At 53.2% G+C, this 20,777-nt stretch carries 15 protein-coding genes, 1 tRNA gene, 3 rRNA genes, 1 pseudogene and 1 other annotated feature; of the genes and pseudogenes, 8 read left to right on the forward strand and 12 right to left on the reverse strand.

Annotated features, from left to right (window positions below; all coding sequences use genetic code 11):
* Positions 1 to 115 precede the first annotated feature (115 nt).
* From rrf to rluD, 7 genes and pseudogenes are all read right to left on the reverse strand, one after another.
* Positions 116 to 231, reverse strand: a 5S ribosomal RNA gene (rrf, locus tag ACMGGM_RS07955).
* 63 nt (positions 232 to 294) lie between these two features.
* Positions 295 to 3,200: ribosomal RNA gene (locus ACMGGM_RS07960) — 23S ribosomal RNA — on the reverse strand.
* A gap of 192 nt (positions 3,201 to 3,392) precedes the next feature.
* Positions 3,393 to 3,468, reverse strand: a tRNA-Glu gene (locus ACMGGM_RS07965).
* Between the two features lie 85 nt (positions 3,469 to 3,553).
* Positions 3,554 to 5,093: ribosomal RNA gene (locus ACMGGM_RS07970) — 16S ribosomal RNA — on the reverse strand.
* Together the 16S, 23S and 5S rRNA genes with 1 tRNA gene alongside form the textbook arrangement of a ribosomal RNA operon.
* Before the next feature lie 429 nt (positions 5,094 to 5,522).
* Entirely contained in the window at positions 5,523 to 8,096 is a 2,574-nt protein-coding gene (clpB, locus tag ACMGGM_RS07975) for an ATP-dependent chaperone ClpB (protein ID WP_014884862.1), read from the reverse strand.
* 130 nt (positions 8,097 to 8,226) lie between these two features.
* Positions 8,227 to 8,957 (reverse strand): annotated as a pseudogene (yfiH, locus tag ACMGGM_RS07980) (purine nucleoside phosphorylase YfiH).
* Complete coding sequence (rluD, locus tag ACMGGM_RS07985; RefSeq protein WP_014884864.1) at positions 8,954 to 9,934, reverse strand: 23S rRNA pseudouridine(1911/1915/1917) synthase RluD; 981 nt, start codon at positions 9,932 to 9,934, stop codon at positions 8,954 to 8,956. Before rluD ends, yfiH begins: the two are co-directional and overlap by 4 nt.
* A gap of 131 nt (positions 9,935 to 10,065) precedes the next feature.
* Between rluD and bamD the strand changes: the two genes are divergently transcribed.
* The 4 genes from bamD to pheA all read left to right on the forward strand — a co-directional run bounded on the left by bamD (position 10,066) and on the right by pheA (position 12,832).
* Positions 10,066 to 10,803, forward strand: coding sequence for an outer membrane protein assembly factor BamD (gene bamD, locus ACMGGM_RS07990; RefSeq protein ID WP_014884865.1), 738 nt, complete (start codon positions 10,066 to 10,068; stop codon positions 10,801 to 10,803).
* A gap of 267 nt (positions 10,804 to 11,070) precedes the next feature.
* A complete protein-coding gene (raiA, locus tag ACMGGM_RS07995) occupies positions 11,071 to 11,412 on the forward strand; it encodes a ribosome-associated translation inhibitor RaiA (RefSeq protein WP_045269716.1) in 342 nt (113 codons plus the stop codon).
* A 103-nt stretch (positions 11,413 to 11,515) separates the two neighbouring features.
* Positions 11,516 to 11,641: a sequence feature (Phe leader region), on the forward strand.
* Positions 11,517 to 11,564, forward strand: a complete 48-nt coding sequence (gene pheL, locus ACMGGM_RS08000; RefSeq protein WP_100249759.1) for a pheA operon leader peptide PheL — start codon at positions 11,517 to 11,519, stop codon at positions 11,562 to 11,564. It overlaps the preceding feature by 48 nt.
* 30 nt (positions 11,642 to 11,671) lie before the next feature.
* A complete protein-coding gene (gene pheA, locus ACMGGM_RS08005; RefSeq protein WP_023331106.1) occupies positions 11,672 to 12,832 on the forward strand; it encodes a bifunctional chorismate mutase/prephenate dehydratase in 1,161 nt (386 codons plus the stop codon).
* On the opposite strand, the gene ACMGGM_RS08010 is transcribed toward pheA, so the two are convergent.
* Genes ACMGGM_RS08010 through aroF form a run of 3 tightly spaced genes read right to left on the reverse strand, consistent with a single transcriptional unit; the run spans position 12,829 to position 15,964 of the window.
* Positions 12,829 to 13,701, reverse strand: coding sequence for an SMP-30/gluconolactonase/LRE family protein (locus ACMGGM_RS08010; protein WP_023331107.1), 873 nt, complete (start codon positions 13,699 to 13,701; stop codon positions 12,829 to 12,831). The genes pheA and ACMGGM_RS08010 overlap by 4 nt on opposite strands.
* Before the next feature lie 60 nt (positions 13,702 to 13,761).
* Entirely contained in the window at positions 13,762 to 14,883 is a 1,122-nt protein-coding gene (gene tyrA, locus ACMGGM_RS08015) for a bifunctional chorismate mutase/prephenate dehydrogenase (protein WP_023337646.1), read from the reverse strand.
* A 10-nt stretch (positions 14,884 to 14,893) separates the two neighbouring features.
* A complete protein-coding gene (gene aroF / locus ACMGGM_RS08020) occupies positions 14,894 to 15,964 on the reverse strand; it encodes a 3-deoxy-7-phosphoheptulonate synthase AroF (protein WP_014884870.1) in 1,071 nt (356 codons plus the stop codon).
* A gap of 214 nt (positions 15,965 to 16,178) precedes the next feature.
* On the opposite strand from aroF, the gene ACMGGM_RS08025 reads away from it, so the two are divergent.
* From ACMGGM_RS08025 to ACMGGM_RS08040, 4 genes are all read left to right on the forward strand, one after another.
* The gene (locus tag ACMGGM_RS08025) at positions 16,179 to 16,553 is read left to right on the forward strand and encodes a DUF2799 domain-containing protein (RefSeq protein WP_045281752.1); all 375 of its coding nucleotides are present in this window, start codon (positions 16,179 to 16,181) and stop codon (positions 16,551 to 16,553) included.
* Positions 16,554 to 16,754: 201 nt separating this feature from the next.
* A complete protein-coding gene (locus tag ACMGGM_RS08030; RefSeq protein WP_072169712.1) occupies positions 16,755 to 17,243 on the forward strand; it encodes a YfiR family protein in 489 nt (162 codons plus the stop codon).
* Complete coding sequence (gene dgcN / locus ACMGGM_RS08035) at positions 17,236 to 18,456, forward strand: diguanylate cyclase DgcN (protein WP_014884873.1); 1,221 nt, start codon at positions 17,236 to 17,238, stop codon at positions 18,454 to 18,456. The genes ACMGGM_RS08030 and dgcN overlap by 8 nt, the downstream gene beginning before the upstream one ends.
* A 12-nt stretch (positions 18,457 to 18,468) precedes the next feature.
* Positions 18,469 to 18,954, forward strand: coding sequence for an OmpA family protein (locus ACMGGM_RS08040; RefSeq protein WP_023331110.1), 486 nt, complete (start codon positions 18,469 to 18,471; stop codon positions 18,952 to 18,954).
* Between the two features lie 2 nt (positions 18,955 to 18,956).
* Here ACMGGM_RS08040 and ACMGGM_RS08045 read toward each other — a convergent pair whose 3' ends face one another.
* Positions 18,957 to 20,327 carry a PepSY-associated TM helix domain-containing protein gene (locus tag ACMGGM_RS08045; RefSeq protein WP_176261219.1) on the reverse strand — a complete coding sequence of 457 codons (1,371 nt, stop codon included), beginning with the start codon at positions 20,325 to 20,327 and terminating at the stop codon, positions 18,957 to 18,959.
* A 38-nt stretch (positions 20,328 to 20,365) separates the two neighbouring features.
* Complete coding sequence (locus ACMGGM_RS08050) at positions 20,366 to 20,770, reverse strand: DUF2946 domain-containing protein (RefSeq protein ID WP_176261220.1); 405 nt, start codon at positions 20,768 to 20,770, stop codon at positions 20,366 to 20,368.
* Positions 20,771 to 20,777 lie beyond the last annotated feature (7 nt).

Here is a 20,777-nt window from a genome sequence, read left to right on the forward strand (position 1 = left end):
GAGACAGGGATCACACATTCCATTAGCAGGGTAAGAGATTAAGAGAAAGGCCAGGGGAAAAAAACCCAAAGCAAAAAACCCCGCACCTTACGGTACGGGGTTCTTCTTGATTGATGCCTGGCAGTTCCCTACTCTCACATGGGGAGACCCCACACTACCATCGGCGCTACGGCGTTTCACTTCTGAGTTCGGCATGGGGTCAGGTGGGACCACCGCGCTAAAGCCGCCAGGCAAATTCTGTAATCTGTATCAGCTGAAAATCGTCTCTCACCGCCAAAACAGCTTCGGCGTTGTAAGGTTAAGCCTCACGGTTCATTAGTATCGGTTAGCTCAACGCATCGCTGCGCTTACACACCCGACCTATCAACGTCGTCGTCTTCAACGTTCCTTCAGGAGACTTAAAGTCTCAGGGAGAACTCATCTCGGGGCAAGTTTCGTGCTTAGATGCTTTCAGCACTTATCTCTTCCGCATTTAGCTACCGGGCAGTGCCATTGGCATGACAACCCGAACACCAGTGATGCGTCCACTCCGGTCCTCTCGTACTAGGAGCAGCCCCCCTCAATTCTCCAGCGCCCACGGCAGATAGGGACCGAACTGTCTCACGACGTTCTAAACCCAGCTCGCGTACCACTTTAAATGGCGAACAGCCATACCCTTGGGACCTACTTCAGCCCCAGGATGTGATGAGCCGACATCGAGGTGCCAAACACCGCCGTCGATATGAACTCTTGGGCGGTATCAGCCTGTTATCCCCGGAGTACCTTTTATCCGTTGAGCGATGGCCCTTCCATTCAGAACCACCGGATCACTATGACCTGCTTTCGCACCTGCTCGAGCCGTCACTCTCGCAGTCAAGCTAGCTTATGCCATTGCACTAACCTCCTGATGTCCGACCAGGATTAGCTAACCTTCGTGCTCCTCCGTTACTCTTTGGGAGGAGACCGCCCCAGTCAAACTACCCACCAGACACTGTCCGCAACCCGGATTACGGGTCTACGTTAGAACACCAGCCATTAAAGGGTGGTATTTCAAGGTCGGCTCCACGCAGACTGGCGTCCACGCTTCAAAGCCTCCCACCTATCCTACACATCAAGGACCAGTGTTCAGTGTCAAGCTATAGTAAAGGTTCACGGGGTCTTTCCGTCTTGCCGCGGGTACACTGCATCTTCACAGCGAGTTCAATTTCACTGAGTCTCGGGTGGAGACAGCCTGGCCATCATTACGCCATTCGTGCAGGTCGGAACTTACCCGACAAGGAATTTCGCTACCTTAGGACCGTTATAGTTACGGCCGCCGTTTACCGGGGCTTCGATCAAGAGCTTCGCGTTACCGCTAACCCCATCAATTAACCTTCCGGCACCGGGCAGGCGTCACACCGTATACGTCCACTTTCGTGTTTGCACAGTGCTGTGTTTTTAATAAACAGTTGCAGCCAGCTGGTATCTTCGACTGATTTCAGCTCCACCCGCAGGGGCTTCACCTACATATCAGCGTGCCTTCTCCCGAAGTTACGGCACCATTTTGCCTAGTTCCTTCACCCGAGTTCTCTCAAGCGCCTTGGTATTCTCTACCTGACCACCTGTGTCGGTTTGGGGTACGATTTCGTGTTACCTGATGCTTAGAGGCTTTTCCTGGAAGCAGGGCATTTGTTACTTCAGCACCGTAGTGCCTCGTCATCACACCTCAGCGTTAATAAGGTACCGGATTTACCTGGAACCTCCGCCTACATGCTTAAACCGGGACAACCGTCGCCCGGCTAACATAGCCTTCTCCGTCCCCCCTTCGCAGTAACACCAAGTACAGGAATATTAACCTGTTTCCCATCGACTACGCCTTTCGGCCTCGCCTTAGGGGTCGACTCACCCTGCCCCGATTAACGTTGGACAGGAACCCTTGGTCTTCCGGCGAGCGGGCTTTTCACCCGCTTTATCGTTACTTATGTCAGCATTCGCACTTCTGATACCTCCAGCAACCCTCACAGGCCACCTTCAACGGCTTACAGAACGCTCCCCTACCCAACAACGCATAAGCGTCGCTGCCGCAGCTTCGGTGCATGGTTTAGCCCCGTTACATCTTCCGCGCAGGCCGACTCGACCAGTGAGCTATTACGCTTTCTTTAAATGATGGCTGCTTCTAAGCCAACATCCTGGCTGTCTGTGCCTTCCCACATCGTTTCCCACTTAACCATGACTTTGGGACCTTAGCTGGCGGTCTGGGTTGTTTCCCTCTTCACGACGGACGTTAGCACCCGCCGTGTGTCTCCCGTGATAACATTCTTCGGTATTCGTAGTTTGCATCGGGTTGGTAAGCCGGGATGGCCCCCTAGCCGAAACAGTGCTCTACCCCCGAAGATGAGTTCACGAGGCGCTACCTAAATAGCTTTCGGGGAGAACCAGCTATCTCCCGGTTTGATTGGCCTTTCACCCCCAGCCACAGGTCATCCGCTAATTTTTCAACATTAGTCGGTTCGGTCCTCCAGTTAGTGTTACCCAACCTTCAACCTGCCCATGGCTAGATCACCGGGTTTCGGGTCTATACCCTGCAACTTAACGCCCAGTTAAGACTCGGTTTCCCTTCGGCTCCCCTATACGGTTAACCTTGCTACAGAATATAAGTCGCTGACCCATTATACAAAAGGTACGCAGTCACCTAACAAGTAGGCTCCCACTGCTTGTACGTACACGGTTTCAGGTTCTTTTTCACTCCCCTCGCCGGGGTTCTTTTCGCCTTTCCCTCACGGTACTGGTTCACTATCGGTCAGTCAGGAGTATTTAGCCTTGGAGGATGGTCCCCCCATATTCAGACAGGATACCACGTGTCCCGCCCTACTCTTCGAGTTCACAACCTGTGCATTTTCGTGTACGGGACTATCACCCTGTACCGTCGGACTTTCCAGACCGTTCCACTAACACACAAGCTGATTCAGACTCCGGGCTGCTCCCCGTTCGCTCGCCGCTACTGGGGGAATCTCGGTTGATTTCTTTTCCTCGGGGTACTTAGATGTTTCAGTTCCCCCGGTTCGCCTCGTTAACCTATGTATTCAGTTAACGATAGTGTGACGAATCACACTGGGTTTCCCCATTCGGACATCGCCGGGTCAAAGGTTCATATCACCTCGCCGGCGCTTTTCGCAGATTAGCACGTCCTTCATCGCCTCTGACTGCCAGGGCATCCACCGTGTACGCTTAGTCGCTTAACCTCACAACCCGAAGATGTTTCTTTCGATTCATCATCGGTTTGCGAAAATTTGAGAGACTCGAACACACATAACATGTGTGTCGTTTCAATTTTCAGCTTGATCCAGATTTTTAAAGAGCAAATATCTCAAACATGACTCGCAAGTCAGTTTTGAGATATGACGGCAGGTGACTTTCACTCACGAACCAGCAAGTGGCGTCCCCTAGGGGATTCGAACCCCTGTTACCGCCGTGAAAGGGCGGTGTCCTGGGCCTCTAGACGAAGGGGACACTGAAGTCTCAATCGCAAGACGCCTTGCTATTTACTTTTCATCAGACAATCTGTGTGAGCACTACAAAGGCAGGTTCTTTAAGGTAAGGAGGTGATCCAACCGCAGGTTCCCCTACGGTTACCTTGTTACGACTTCACCCCAGTCATGAATCACAAAGTGGTAAGCGCCCTCCCGAAGGTTAAGCTACCTACTTCTTTTGCAACCCACTCCCATGGTGTGACGGGCGGTGTGTACAAGGCCCGGGAACGTATTCACCGTAGCATTCTGATCTACGATTACTAGCGATTCCGACTTCATGGAGTCGAGTTGCAGACTCCAATCCGGACTACGACGCACTTTATGAGGTCCGCTTGCTCTCGCGAGGTCGCTTCTCTTTGTATGCGCCATTGTAGCACGTGTGTAGCCCTACTCGTAAGGGCCATGATGACTTGACGTCATCCCCACCTTCCTCCAGTTTATCACTGGCAGTCTCCTTTGAGTTCCCGGCCTAACCGCTGGCAACAAAGGATAAGGGTTGCGCTCGTTGCGGGACTTAACCCAACATTTCACAACACGAGCTGACGACAGCCATGCAGCACCTGTCTCAGAGTTCCCGAAGGCACCAAAGCATCTCTGCTAAGTTCTCTGGATGTCAAGAGTAGGTAAGGTTCTTCGCGTTGCATCGAATTAAACCACATGCTCCACCGCTTGTGCGGGCCCCCGTCAATTCATTTGAGTTTTAACCTTGCGGCCGTACTCCCCAGGCGGTCGACTTAACGCGTTAGCTCCGGAAGCCACGCCTCAAGGGCACAACCTCCAAGTCGACATCGTTTACGGCGTGGACTACCAGGGTATCTAATCCTGTTTGCTCCCCACGCTTTCGCACCTGAGCGTCAGTCTTTGTCCAGGGGGCCGCCTTCGCCACCGGTATTCCTCCAGATCTCTACGCATTTCACCGCTACACCTGGAATTCTACCCCCCTCTACAAGACTCTAGCCTGCCAGTTTCGAATGCAGTTCCCAGGTTGAGCCCGGGGATTTCACATCCGACTTGACAGACCGCCTGCGTGCGCTTTACGCCCAGTAATTCCGATTAACGCTTGCACCCTCCGTATTACCGCGGCTGCTGGCACGGAGTTAGCCGGTGCTTCTTCTGCGGGTAACGTCAATTGCTGCGGTTATTAACCACAACACCTTCCTCCCCGCTGAAAGTACTTTACAACCCGAAGGCCTTCTTCATACACGCGGCATGGCTGCATCAGGCTTGCGCCCATTGTGCAATATTCCCCACTGCTGCCTCCCGTAGGAGTCTGGACCGTGTCTCAGTTCCAGTGTGGCTGGTCATCCTCTCAGACCAGCTAGGGATCGTCGCCTAGGTGAGCCGTTACCCCACCTACTAGCTAATCCCATCTGGGCACATCTGATGGCAAGAGGCCCGAAGGTCCCCCTCTTTGGTCTTGCGACGTTATGCGGTATTAGCTACCGTTTCCAGTAGTTATCCCCCTCCATCAGGCAGTTTCCCAGACATTACTCACCCGTCCGCCACTCGTCACCCGAGAGCAAGCTCTCTGTGCTACCGTTCGACTTGCATGTGTTAGGCCTGCCGCCAGCGTTCAATCTGAGCCATGATCAAACTCTTCAATTTAAGTTTGATGCTCGTGAATTAAACTTCGTAATGAATTACGTATGTTCACTCAGAGACTTGGTATTCATTTTTCGTCTTGCGACGTTAAGAATCCATGTCACTTTGAGTGCCCACACAGATTGTCTGATAAATTGTTAAAGAGCAGTGCAACGCGGCTTTCGCTCACCGTTGCGAGGTGGCGTATATTACGCTTTCCTCTTTCAGAGTCAAGCGTTTATTTTGCTTTTCTCTGCTGACCCGGCGGCGTATGTGCCGTTGTTCCGTGTCAGTGGAGGCGCATTATAGGGAGTAATTCCGAACCTGCAAGGATAAAGTGAAAATTATTTACTGACTGCTCATTTTCCAGGCAAAACGCTTCCCAGACCTCAATTCTCGCCTGGTTTTTAAACAAAAACGAGCCGCAAGCGGCTCGTTTTTGCGTTTTGTGACTTACTGCACTGCCACAATGCGATCGTCGTTGGCTTCCAGACGGATAACTTTGCCCGGAATCAGCTCCCCGGACAGGATCTGCTGCGCCAGCGGGTTTTCGATCTGCTGCTGGATAGCACGTTTCAACGGACGCGCACCATACACTGGATCATAACCGTTCTCGCTCAGCAGTTTCAGCGCATCGTCAGAGATGTGAATTTCATATCCACGCTCTTCCAGACGTTTGTACAGACGCTGCAGCTGGATCTGCGCAATCGACGCAATGTGTTTCTCACCCAGAGGATGGAACACCACCACTTCATCAATACGGTTGATGAACTCTGGACGGAAGCTATGGCTGACAACCCCCATCACCAGATCCTTCATATGGCCGTAGTCCAGCTCACCGAAACGTTCCTGAATCAAATCAGAACCCAGGTTCGATGTCATAATGACGACCGTATTACGGAAGTCGACCGTTCTCCCCTGCCCGTCAGTCAGACGGCCATCATCCAGCACCTGAAGCAGAATGTTGAACACATCCGGGTGCGCTTTTTCCACCTCATCCAGCAAAATGACGGAATAAGGACGGCGACGCACCGCTTCTGTCAGATAGCCACCTTCTTCATAACCGACATATCCTGGAGGCGCCCCGACCAGACGCGAGACGGAGTGTTTTTCCATAAACTCGGACATGTCGATGCGCACCATCGCATCGTCGCTATCGAACATAAAGTTAGCCAGCGCTTTGCACAGCTCGGTCTTACCGACACCGGTCGGCCCCAGGAACAGGAACGAACCAATCGGGCGATTAGGATCGGACAGCCCCGCACGGCTACGGCGGATGGCATTGGAGACGGCTTCAACCGCCTCGTCCTGACCGATCACGCGCTGATGCAGATCCTGCTCCATACGCAGCAGTTTATCGCGTTCGCTTTCCATCATGCGCGCCACCGGAATACCGGTCCAGCGAGCCAGCACTTCTGCAATTTCTGCATCCGTCACTTTATTACGTAACAGACGCATGGTTTTGCCTTCCGACTGCGTGGCGATCTCAAGCTGTTTTTCCAGCTCCGGGATTTTGCCGTACTGCAACTCGGACATTCGCGCCAGATCGCCCACACGGCGAGCCTGTTCGATGGCGATTTTCGCCTGCTCAAGTTCCGCTTTAATGGTCTGCGTGCCAGACAGTGAAGCTTTCTCGGCTTTCCACTCTTCTTCCAGCTCAGAATACTGACGCTCTTTGTCGTCCAGTTCTTCGTTGAGCATATCGAGGCGTTTCTTACTGGCTTCATCAGACTCTTTTTTCAGCGCCTGCTGTTCCAGCTTGAGCTGAATGATACGACGGTCGAGCCTGTCCAGTTCTTCCGGTTTCGAGTCAATCTGCATACGAATGCTCGACGCCGCTTCATCAATCAGGTCGATCGCTTTATCCGGCAACTGACGGTCAGCAATATAACGGTGCGAAAGCGTCGCAGCCGCCACAATCGCCGGGTCGGTGATTTGCACATGGTGATGCAGCTCATAACGTTCTTTCAGACCACGCAAAATCGCGATGGTATCTTCAACGCTTGGCTCGGCAACAAACACTTTCTGGAAACGACGTTCCAGAGCAGCATCTTTCTCAATGTACTGGCGGTACTCATCCAGCGTCGTGGCGCCAACGCAATGCAGTTCACCACGTGCCAGGGCTGGTTTCAGCATGTTCCCGGCATCCATCGCGCCGTCGGCCTTACCGGCCCCCACCATGGTGTGCAGTTCGTCAATAAACAGAATGACGTTGCCTTCCTGTTTAGCCAGGTCGTTAAGCACACCTTTCAGACGCTCTTCAAACTCACCGCGGTATTTCGCCCCGGCCACCAGCGCCCCCATATCCAGTGCCAGCACGCGGCGACCTTTCAGCCCTTCCGGCACTTCACCGTTTACGATACGCTGCGCCAGCCCTTCAACAATGGCGGTTTTACCCACACCGGGCTCACCAATCAGAACCGGGTTGTTCTTGGTACGACGCTGCAATACCTGAATCGTACGGCGGATCTCTTCGTCACGGCCGATGACCGGGTCAAGTTTGCCCTGCTCAGCACGTTCGGTCAGATCGACCGTAAATTTCTTCAAAGCCTGACGTTGGTCTTCGGCTCCCTGATCGTTCACGCTTTCACCTCCGCGCATTTTCTCAATCGCCTGAGTCACATTGGCGGTGGTTGCACCGGCAGATTTCAGCAGGTCGGTTAAGGTACCGCGTGATTCAAGCGCCGCCAGAACAAACAGCTCTGACGAAATAAAGTTGTCCCCACGTTTTTGCGCCAGCTTGTCGCAAAGGTTCAGCACGCGCACCAGATCCTGAGACGGCTGAACATCACCGCCGGTACCTTCTACCTGCGGTAAACGGCTCAGTGCCTGATCGATAGCGGTGCGTAACTGGCCAGCATTAATGCCAGCAGACGTTAATAAAGGACGTACCGATCCCCCTTCCTGATTCAGCAAGGCGCTCATTAAATGAAGAGGTTCGATGAATTGGTTGTCGTGCCCCAGCGCGAGCGACTGGGCATCGGCAAGAGCAAGCTGGAATTTATTAGTAAGACGATCCAGACGCATAACTCCTCCCATAAACAGGTCAAATTTGCTACTGGAGATTAAATGAGGTCATCCCTCAATTATTCAAGGTTAATGATCTGAATTATGTGAAAAGAAAACGGCACGTTCCGGATCGTCTTGATTCTTTAGGTTATATCAGCCAAATAAAACTTGCCATACGACCCGTAGTCTTGTCGCGGCGATAAGAGAAAAAATCACCCTTTTCGGTGAAAGTACAGCGATCTCCGCCGAAGATCTGCGTGACACCGACGCTATTCAGGCGCTGACGGGCAAGCTGGTAAATATCTGCCAGATATTTTTCACCGGAAGGCTGAAAAGCCTCAGCGGCTTGCGGATCTTTTTCCATGAATGCTTCGCGAACTTCCGGCCCCACTTCAAAAGCACGAGGGCCAATCGCCGGACCCAGCCAGGCCATGATATTGGCGGAATCATCGTTAAAGCAGGCGACGGTCTCTTCCAGCACGCCCTCACACAATCCACGCCAGCCTGCATGCGCGGCAGCCACTTCAGTACCAGCCCGGTTACAGAACAAAACCGGCAGACAATCGGCGGTCATAACGGCACAAACCGTGCCCGGAGTATTGCTGTAAGAGGCGTCTGCGCGTTTAGAAGCGTAAGGTTCTCCGTCAGCTTCAGCACCGCTTTACCATGAACCTGTTCCAGCCAGACCGGTTTCGAGGGCAGATTCCCCGCTGCAAACAGACGCCTGCGGTTCTCTTCTACGTGCTCCAGGTTATCGCCACAGTGTGCGCCGAGATTCAACGACTCCCACGCGCCCTGGCTGACTCCGCCAGTACGGGTTGAGCTGCAGGCGGCCACGCCTTCAGGTAGTGGCCACTCCGGGACAATCAGTTTGGTCATAACCAGTCCACATGGTCCTTATGTTCTTCGAAATCAGCACGCATGGCGTCAATCAGTTCCACCATATCCTGTGGGAGAGGCGCATGCCACTCCATCTGAATACCGGTGATGGGATGATAGAGACGCAGCATGGTCGCGTGAAGCGCCTGACGATCGAACTTGCGCAGTACGCTGATGAACTCATCCGATGCGCCTTTTGGCGGACGCGGACGACCGCCGTATACCTGATCCCCCACCAGCGGATGGGTAATGTGGGCCATATGAACACGGATCTGGTGCGTACGACCGGTTTCCAGGCGCAGGCGCAGGCGCGTATGAATACGGAAGTGCTCCATAATGCGATAGTGCGTCACCGCTGGTTTACCCATCGGGTGCACCGACATATGAGTGCGTTTAGTTGGGTGACGGCTAATCGGTTCTTCTACCGTGCCGCCAGCGGTCATGTGGCCAATGGCTACCGCTTCGTATTCACGGGTAATTTCACGCAGCTGCAGTGATTCCACCAGACGGGTCTGAGCAGGAACGGTCTTTGCCACGACCATCAGACCGGTGGTGTCTTTATCCAGACGGTGAACGATACCCGCGCGCGGGACATCAGCAATCGGTGGATAGTAATGGAGAAGCGCATTAAGTACCGTACCGTCAGGGTTCCCCGCCCCCGGATGAACAACCAGGTCGCGCGGCTTGTTGATTACCAGAATGTCATCATCTTCATAGACGATGTCCAGTGGGATATCCTGCGGCTCGAAGCGGATTTCCTCTTCGATTTCAGCATTGATGGCAACAGCTTCCCCACCAAACACTTTCTCTTTTGGTTTGTCCCAGATCTTGCCGTTTACCAGCACGCGCTGGTCAAGGATCCATTCTTTTATGCGTGAACGCGAATAATCAGGGAACAATTCGGCCAATGCCTGATCTAAGCGTTGACCGAGCTGATTTTCGGAGACTGTTGCGGTGAGTTCTACTCGTTGTGCCATAAACTGCTTCTTTGTTTAACGTTGGGTTTTACGGCTTTGCCGTTTAATATAGTGTGCTATTGTAGCTGGTCTTAATCGGGAGCAGGAACAGAGTTTCTCCCGGACAAACATTTGAGGAAAGTCAAAACGTCATGACGCGCATGAAATATCTGGTGGCAGCGGCCACGTTGAGCCTGGCTTTGGTGGGCTGCTCCGGTTCGAATGAACAGGTCCCTGACAATCCGCCGAATGAAATCTATGCGACTGCACAACAAAAGTTGCAGGACGGTAACTGGAAACAGGCGATAACGCAACTGGAAGCGTTGGATAATCGCTATCCATTTGGTCCGTATTCGCAGCAGGTACAGTTAGATCTTATCTACGCCTACTACAAAAATGCCGACCTGCCGCTGGCTCAGGCAACTATCGATCGTTTCATGCGTCTGAATCCGACTCATCCTAACATCGATTACGTCATGTACATGCGCGGTCTGACCAACATGGCGCTGGATGACAGTGCTCTGCAGGGCTTCTTCGGCGTGGATCGTTCCGATCGTGATCCCCAGCATGCGCGTGATGCCTTCAATGACTTCTCCAAACTGGTGCGCGGCTATCCAAACAGTCAGTACGTGACCGACGCGACCAAACGTCTGGTGTTCCTGAAAGATCGCCTGGCGAAGTATGAATACTCCGTTGCGGAATACTATACCCGCCGTGGCGCATGGGTTGCCGTGGTTAACCGCGTAGAAGGTATGCTGCGTGATTACCCGGATACTCAGGCAACGCGTGACGGCCTGAAGCTGATGGAAAATGCTTACCGTCAGATGCAGATGACCACTCAGGCTGAAAAAGTGGCGAAAATTATCGCCGCGAATAGCAGCAACACCTGATAGTGCTTCAATGCAAAACGGCAGCCCGAAGGCTGCCGTTTTTGTATCCATTTCTGATATTCGCTGAAGCGCTTTATCTCAACTCATCCCGTCAACTATGACCGCAATTTTTGCCTTCCACAAGGTAAATCTCACCTCTTCCTGCCCTGCCTCACAAAAAAGATTCCCTGACAAAAACCGACAAAATAACGTGATCTAAATCACACATTTTGACATTAGGTCGGGTATGCTGGAATCACCAAGACGGAAAGACAAGAGGTAAAATTTATGACAATGAACATTACCAGTAAACAAATGGAAATTACTCCGGCAATTCGCCAGCACGTCGCAGACCGTCTCGCCAAACTGGATAAATGGCAAACTCACCTGATTAACCCGCATATCATTCTGTCTAAGGAGCCAAAGGGTTTCATCGCTGACGCAACTATCAATACTCCAAACGGCCATCTGGTCGCCAGCGCAAAACATGAAGATATGTACACGGCTATTAACGATTTGATCAACAAGCTGGAACGGCAGCTCAATAAAGTGCAACACAAAGGTGAAGCCCGTCGCGCCGCATCCTCGGTGAAAGACGCCAGCTTCGCGGAAGAAGTTGAAGAAGAGTAATCCTTTAAATTGAGTGTACCGCCAACGCGCCTTCGGGCGCGTTTTTTATTGACAGGGTGAAAACAGTACAGGTACTTTAACGGTATCAATCACAGGATGATGTTATGAAACTTACGCCGTTCTTCTTCGCATTCTTTTTTACCTTCCCCTGACCGGGAGGCGTTTCGTCGTGTGATAAAGAATGCGAAGACGAACAACAAGGCCTCCCACACCGGGGGGCCTTTTTTATTGATAACGATAAAATGAGACAGGCGACACTATGACACCGGAAAACCCGTTACTGGACCTGCGCGTAAAAATCAGCGCGCTGGATGAGAAATTACTGGCACTGCTGGCCGAACGTCGCATGCTCGCCGTTGAAGTAGGGAAAGCCAAACTGGACTCCCATCGTCCGGTACGTGATATTGACCGCGAACGCGATCTGCTGGAACGTCTGATCCAGCTCGGCAAAGCGCACCACCTCGATGCCCATTACATCACCCGGTTGTTCCAGCTCATCATTGAAGACTCCGTTCTCACTCAGCAAGCGCTGCTCCAGCAGCATCTGAACAAAACTAACCCGCATTCTGCGCGTATCGCCTTCCTCGGCCCGAAAGGCTCTTACTCTCACCTGGCCGCACGTCAGTATGCCGCTCGCCATTTCGAAGAATTTATTGAGAGCGGCTGCGCAAAATTTGCCGATATCTTTAACCAGGTCGAGACCGGCCAGGCGGATTACGCCGTCGTGCCCATTGAAAACACCAGCTCGGGTGCCATCAACGACGTTTACGATTTGCTGCAGCACACCAGCCTGTCGCTGGTTGGCGAGCTGACGATCCCTATCGATCACTGCGTGCTGGTCTCCGGCTCAACCGATCTGAGCAAGATAGAAACCGTCTACAGTCATCCCCAGCCGTTCCAGCAGTGCAGCCAGTTCCTGAACCGCTATCCGAACTGGAAAATCGAGTACACCGAAAGCACCTCCGCGGCAATGGAAAAAGTGGCGCAGGCTAACTCGCCAGCCGTCGCTGCACTCGGTAGCGAGGCGGGTGGCGCGTTGTATGGCTTACAGGTGCTGGAGCGCAACCTGGCAAACCAGACGCAAAACATTACCCGTTTCGTGGTGCTGGCGCGCAAGTCCATCAATGTGTCAGACCAGGTACCAGCGAAAACCACGCTGCTGATGGCGACCGGACAACAGGCGGGTGCACTGGTTGAAGCCCTGCTGGTGCTGCGCAACCACAACCTGATCATGACCAAACTGGAATCGCGTCCGATTCACGGTAACCCGTGGGAAGAGATGTTTTATCTCGATATCCAGGCCAACCTGGAGTCTGCCTCCATGCAGAAGGCCCTGCGTGAACTGGGTGAGATAACCCGTTCCATGAAAGTGCTGGGCTGCTATCCGAGCGAAAACGTCGTGCCTGTCGATCCAAGCTAACGTTCGATAAAGCGACTTTTCTTCATCCCTGCCACATTTACGGGCAGGGTGAAGATGGCGCCGGAGAGCGGATACTCAGCCACCTCTTCTGCATCCATATTTTCCCGCGTGGTCGTAATGAACAGCGTTTTCATATCATCGCCGCCAAAGCAGACCATCGTCGGGCAACGTACAGGCAAGCGATACTCTTCCAGTTGCTCCCCTTGCGGTGAAAAACGTGCGATACGCCAGCCGTCAAACAGTGCGCTCCAGTAGCAGCCTTCCACATCGACTGCCGCGCCGTCCGGTATCCCTTCGCCCTCTTTAAATTGACGAAAGATCTCACGTCTGCCGGGTTCACCCTGCTCATCAACCGGAGTGCGATAGATCACCCCATTGGGCGTATCGGAGGTATACATCCACCGCTTATCCGGACTAAACGCTAAGCCGTTATGCCCGTGAATATCACACTGGATTACTTTCGGTGTCAGATCGTTGTCGATACGCATCAGCAACGCGCCGTTGTAATCCCCCGGCCCCCAGAACGTCCCCGCATAGAAACGCCCCATACTGTCGGTTCCCCCGTCATTAAAACGCGCCAGCTGTGGGTTAGAGGGGTTATCGCACACCTTACGCTGCAGGAGGCCATGCTTATCGGCAAGCCAGATGCCATTGCGCATGGCCACGATAAACCCGCCGCGTTCACGCAACGCAAAACAGCCCACTTCCTCATGGAAAGAGAGCACGGTGTGTTCTGCCGTTGGCAGATGATATCGGTGGATTTCGCCTTCCAGGATATCGGCCCAGTAGAGCGCATGCTCTTCAGCGCTCCATGTCGGACACTCAGGCAGGTGCCCGGTGTAATTCAACAGCAGCTGCGGTTCAGCCATGACAGTTCCCCAAAATGAAAAAAGCCAGCAATGCTGGCTTTCAGTATATACATCATCGGATTACTGGCGACTGTCATTTGCCTGGCGCAACAGCGTGCGGCTCTCGCTCTGGAAACGCGTGGCGTAATCACCGAACCAATGCTCCACTTTACGGAAACTGTCGATAAACGCCTGCTTGTCGCCATGCTCCAGCAGCGTAATGGCTTCGCCAAAGCGCTGATAGTAACGTTTGATCAGTGCCAGATTATTTTCGGACGACATAATAATGTCGGCGTAAAGCTGGGGATCCTGCGCAAACAGACGTCCAACCATCGCCAGTTCCAGACGATAGATCGGTGATGAGAGCGCCAGCAGCTGTTCAAGCTGCACGTTCTCTTCCGCCAGATGCAGACCGTAGGCAAAGGTCGCAAAGTGGCGCAGTGCCTGAATAAACGCCATGTTCTGATCGTGCTCAACCGCGCTGATGCGGTGCAGTCGTGCGCCCCATACCTGAATCTGTTCGAGGAACCACTGATAGGCTTCCGGTTGACGCCCGTCGCAGTAAACCACCACTTGCTTCGCCAGGCTGCCGCTGTCCGGGCCAAACATCGGGTGCAGACCCAGTACCGGACCCGTATGCGCGGCCAGCATTGCCTGCAGCGGACCATTTTTGACAGAAGCGAGGTCCACCAGGATGCAATCCTGCGGTAAAGGCGGAAGTTTTCCGATGATCTGCTCCGTCACGTGGATCGGCACGCTGACGATAACCATTCCCGCGTCTTTCATCAGTTCTGGCGCCTGGGCCCAGTCCTCTTTCTCCAGAATGCGCACCTGGTAGCCAGAAAGCGTCAGCATTTTTTCAAACAGACGCCCCATCTGCCCGCCGCCGCCGACAATCACCACCGGACGCAGGGACGGACAGAGGGTTTTGAAGCCTTTGTCGTTTTCGCTGGAATAGGATTCGCGCATTACGCGACGCAGCACATCTTCAATCAAATCCGGCGAAACACCCAGCGACTGGGCCTCTTTGCGACGGGAAGCCAGCATTGAGGCTTCGCGCTCCGGAACGTAAATCGGCAGGCCGTATTTACTTTTTACTTCACCGACTTCAGCAACCAGTGCCATACGGCGCGCCAGCAGATCCAGCAGCGCCTTGTCCACTTCATCAATTTGATCGCGTAATGCGGTCAATTCAGCAACCATAGCTAACCTCTTAAGCCAGACGCGTCGCCAGCTGGCCATTTAAATCTTTATGGATCTCACGCAGCAGCGCATCGGTGGTTTCCCAGCTGATGCAGGCATCCGTCACGGAGACGCCGTGCTTCATCGCACTGCGCGGTTGTTCAGATGACTGATTACCTTCATGAATGTTGCTCTCAATCATCAGACCGATAATCGAACGGTTGCCGTCTTTGATCTGTGCGACCACGGATTCGGCAACCGCGGGCTGGCGACGATAATCTTTATTCGAATTACCATGACTGCAATCTACCATCAGTGCCGGGCGCAGTCCCGCCTGCTCCATCTCTTTTTCACACTGCGCCACATCTGCCGGGCTGTAGTTTGGCGCTTTACCGCCGCGCAGGATCACATGACCGTCCGGGTTACCCTGAGTTTGCAGGAGGCACACCTGGCCCGCCTGGTTGATACCCACAAAACGGTGCGGCATTGCGGCGGCGCGCATAGCGTTGATCGCCGTCGCCAGACTGCCATCGGTACCGTTTTTAAAACCAACCGGCATCGACAGACCAGACGCCATCTCGCGGTGGGTTTGCGATTCCGTCGTCCGCGCACCAATCGCAGACCAGCTGAACAGATCGCCCAGGTATTGCGGGCTGTTCGGATCAAGCGCTTCGGTTGCCAGCGGCAGCCCCATGCTAACCAGCTCCACCAGCAGGCGACGCGCAATCTTCAGCCCTGCTTCCACATCAAACGAGCCATCCATGTGCGGATCGTTAATCAACCCTTTCCAGCCAACAGTCGTGCGTGGCTTCTCAAAATAGACGCGCATCACCAGATAGAGGCTATCGCTGACCTCCTCCGCTAATGCTTTAAATCGATGAGCGTACTCAATGGCGGTTTCAGGATCGTGAATAGAGCAAGGACCACAGACCACCAGCAGGCGCGGATCGCGACCAGCGATAATGTCAGAAATGGTCTGGCGAGAGTGCTCAATTTGAGCCTCCTGCGCGGCACTCAGCGGGAATGCTGCTTTCAGTTGATCCGGGGTAATTAAAACCTGTTCGTCAGTGATATGTACGTTGTTCAGCGCGTCTTTTTGCATGATGGCGATCCTGTAATGCTCGTTTGCGATAGTTGTTATCCTCGATGAGGTGAAGCAACGATACCACAACAAGTAAAGATTTCAATCCAAAATCCGTAAATATTACTTTACATAAGCTAATTATTAGCAAAAAACAGCCGTTAAATACGTAAACTTTAAATTACACTCCGCTTTTCTTCCGCCAGGCTATGCTGAAGAAAAAAGGAGAATCGCTATGCGCTCAATTGCTCTGGTGCTGTTGTTGCTGTTTTTATCGGGCTGCCAGATTAATCCTTACACTTTTCAGCCCCACTGGACGAGTCCGGACTGGTTCAGTGCCGGAAAAGAAGACGCCATGAATGGCCTGCCGGTTAAAGATAACCAGACCCTGGCCGATAGTTTTAATGACTCTCATGTTGATCGTAGCGAATATCTCCGCGGCTACGCTGATGGTCAGAAGAAAGTGTGCGAAGAAGGTTTTATTCATGCCTGGGGATTAGCGGGCAAATCTTATCCAGCCAGTTGTGATAGCGTTGAAAATGCTGTGAAACTCCGTGCGTCATGGCAAAAAGGAATGGACGAAAGTATGCGTTCCAGCAGACTTAATTAAGTCTGTGTTTATCCCCTGGAAAATAAACCACTGTAGGATTTAGCTTAGGTCAGCCGAAGGCTATTTCTGACATAATGACGGCTCAGACAAACAATGGTATTCTGCCCGCATCTCTTAAGGACATCTATTTCCGGAGCGGTACGGCGGATTCTGGTGAGAAATTCATACTTGATCTCTTTGTTCCGACTCACTCTGGTGTTAATGCTGTTTCTTATGGTGGGCCCGGCGACGGCAGGCGCGCTCACGGAGACGGATAAATCGGTACGTTCGATTGTCTCGGGGATTGTGAGCTATACGCGATGGCCGTCACTTTCCGGACAGCCCAGGCTTTGCATTTATGCCACCTCTCACTACACGCACGCACTCAGCGGCAATGAAGGGCATACCGAGTTACCCTACACTCCCGTTATTGTCCGTAACGATCGGGAAGCCCTGGACGCGACGTGCGATGCTGTTTATTTCGGGTCTGAACCACCGGCAAAACAACTTGAATTAATAAGTCAATATCAGGGCAGAGCATTGCTATTAATCTCAGAGCAAAATCCGGAATGTGTTATTGGCAGTGCTTTTTGCCTGATAATCGAACGTGGCCAGGTGCGGTTTTCCGTCAATCTGGATGCATTGACGCGCAGTGGTGTCAGGGTCAATCCCGATGTATTAATGCTTGCACGGAATAAGCAGCATGGATAAAGATTTCACCTCGACGCCACGTCCAACGTTTAAAAGAACGCTGAGGCGAAACAGCATGATAAGCGTCATCATCACGATGACGCTTATATGGCTGTTACTCTGTTTTGCTTCCGTCGTGACGTTAAAACAATACGCGCAAAAGAATCTCGAATTAACCGGCGCCACCATGAGCCACAGTCTTGAAGCCTCTCTGGTTTTCAACGATTCGTTGGCCGCCAACGAAACCCTCGCAGCCCTGGGTAAGCAGGGGCAGTTTGCCGTAGCAGAAGTCATTAACGTACACAAAAAGCGTTTTGCATACTGGTCCTGGAATCCGAAGGATAATAACGACACGCTGGGGGCGCTGGTCAGCCGCTGGCTTTTCCCTGTACCGATTGCACAGCCAATCATGCATAACGGTTCGATGATCGGCGAAATTCGCCTTACCGCGCGTGACAGCCTGATTAGCCACTTCATCTGGATGTCGTTTGCCGTTCTTACCGGCTGTATTCTTTTTGCCACCGTCGTCGCGATCGCCATTACCCACTCTCTGCATCACGGCATGGTCACGGCCCTGCAAAACATCACCGATGTGGTGCATGACGTCCGCACAAACCGTAATTTCTCCCGACGGGTGAAAGATGGGCGTATCGAAGAATTTCACCAGTTTGGTGAAGACTTCAACAGCCTCCTGGATGAGATGGAGGAGTGGCAGCTTAAGCTTCAGGCGAAAAATGCCCAACTATTGCGTACCGCCATGCACGATCCGCTCACCGGCCTTGCTAACCGCGCAGCGTTTCGTAACAGCATTGCGGCACTGATGAACGACCCTTCGGCGAGAATAAATTCGGCCCTGCTCTTCCTTGATGGTGATAATTTTAAGTTTATCAATGACACCTGGGGACACGCGGCAGGCGACTGCGTGCTGATTGAAGTCGCCAGCAGGATGGTGGAATTTGGCGATAAGCGCCATCAGTCCTATCGCCTTGGCGGTGACGAATTTGCCATGGTGCTGTACGGCGTTCATTCTGAGCTTGAAGTTCAACACATTTGTGCTGCGTTATCGCAGCAGTTTATCCGTCCGTTTGATCTGCATAACGGACAAAAAGCATCGATGTCACTCAGCATTGGCTTTGCTCTGGCGTGGGAAAATGCGTCCGTTGAAGCATTACTGGAAAAAGCCGACCGCAATATGTACCAGGTCAAAAACCAGCGTACAAAAACAATAAGTTAGAAAGGATATACTATGTTAAAACGATACTTCGCGCCGTTAGTCCTGGCCTCACTGGTTCTGGCAGGCTGTCAGTCGCCGCCTGAAGGTAAATTCACGCCAGAACAAATTGCAGCGATGAAGTCCTACGGTTTTAACGAACTGAACGGCGACTGGTCCCTGGGATTATCGGATACCATTCTGTTTGATAAAAATGACGCCAGACTCCGTTCCGAAAGTGAAACACAGATCCAATCCATGGCCTCTCGTCTGGCGAAAACCGGCCTGAATCACGCTCGAATGGATGGTCATACGGATAATTACGGCGAAGAAAGTTACAACGAAGCGCTGTCGTTAAAACGTGCCAATGCCGTTGCCGACGCATGGGCGAAGGGAGCGAATATCCCGCGCGAGAATCTCACCACCCGGGGATTAGGCAAAAAATACCCGATTGCGAGCAACAGTACCGCGCAAGGGCGCGCTGAAAACCGCCGGGTATCAGTGGTTATCAGCACGCCATAGGGTTATTTAGCGGATGATTCGGCGAGCGACACGCCTGTTGCCGCTCGCCAGCGTAGCCAGTCGATCAGAATAAACAGCGCCAGACTCACCCCCATTACAGGCAAAGCCAGCCCCAGTAGCACGCTGATGATGAGCGTAACACCTCTTCCCCATCCTGACAGCGCCAGCCAGCACTGACAAAGCGTTTGTACCGGATTGACTGCCGATTGTGCCGGGCGACGCATCCACCACATCCGGTACCCCCAGATGATAAGCACGCACAGGGCAAGCCCGAAGGCAACGAGCAGCAGCTGATTCACCAGCCCGAATAAAATCCCCATATGGAAATCTACGCCCCAGCGGGTCAGTTTTGCCATTAGCGGGAAATCCTCAAAACGGGTTCTATCCAGAACCTGCATCGTACCGGGATCAACCGCAACCGCATCCACTTGAGTTGGCCAGCTGCGATCGATTTCCGTCACGGTCCAGGCACGGTCCGCCGTTTTCGCCGGGCGGATCTCAAGCTTGCTGGCATCAATCCCCGCTTTACGCGCCGCGTTTAATACGCCATCAAATTGCGTCAGATCCATCGCCATTTCAGGCATCATCATGCCAGCATGGTGACCGCGATGCTCCGCGTGTTCGTCCATCATGGCAGGCGCACCTGAAAGCGTGGTGTTCACCTGAGGCGTAAGCCAGTTCATTTGTGCCCGGAGTTTATCGACGTTTCCGCCCGCCCACTGCGACCACGTCAGGCCGGTTGCGGAGAACAACAGCATTCCGCCCAGCAGGATCCAGCCTAATACCACATGCACACGACGACGGTTCTGGAAGCGGTTGTTAATTCGCCGTTTCGGTCGGGTATAAAACCACAGGGCAATACCGCCCAATGCGGCAACCCACATCCACGACGCGGCCAGTTCGCTATAGAGACGCCCGATATCACCCAGCATCAAAGAGGTATGCAAATAATCAATGGTCTGGCGCAGCGGTAAAATCCCGCTGGTGCCGTACACCGTCATATCCCCCAGCACCGCCAGATTTACCGGATCGACAAAGATAGCCCGGTTTTCCGATGACCCCAGCGTCGGGTCAGCAAACATCACGCGGGTGGTTTCGCCTTCAACCAGCCCCGGACGAACGGCGTGCAAACGGAAATCTGAACCCACGATTTTTTCCGCCACGGCAATTTGGTTCGCCAGCGGCTGCGGCTCGCCCGCGGAATCGGTGTGGATCGCGTGCCGATAGAGGACATTTTCCAGCTGTGGCGTCGCCACATACAGCGTACCGGTTAACGCAGCGAAGAAGATAAACGGGCCAACAAACAGCCCGATGTAGAAATGGAGGCGACGCAGCAGGTTTCCCCATGCCGCGCGCGGTGTGCAGGTAGTCATACTTTTCCTTTTTAAGGCAAAAAGTTATCGATATTTTTTTAAAGGGAGAAAGCAGACTGCCGCGGCGGCGCGCGGGTATCGGGGTAAAGCCAGGGGAAAAAGTGCCAGTAGCTGACCGCCTGACGCGGCGGCTTAAGGCGAAGCCGTTGCAGCACCACGCAGAGCAGGACGATCAGCGCCAGCATCATGCCAGGTACATGCGCTAACAGCACGCAGTAACCGCACGCTTCCGCATGGTCGACAGGCATCGTATGCGGCGTATCGCCATGATGCGCGTCCATCGACATCATGCTCATGTCATGATGCATGCCCGGCATGGCACTCATGGGATCTTTCTGCAAGGAGACGGAGATAAGCGGCGCTACCACGATCAGCAGGATCGCAAACAGCGCGGTCAAGGCCGCTGCGCGTTTCCAGTTGTGCTGATGCAGTACGTTGCCCACTTTCCCT

This window comes from Enterobacter sp. BNK-14, from assembly GCF_047456095.1.
Lineage (GTDB): Bacteria > Pseudomonadota > Gammaproteobacteria > Enterobacterales > Enterobacteriaceae > Enterobacter > Enterobacter kobei.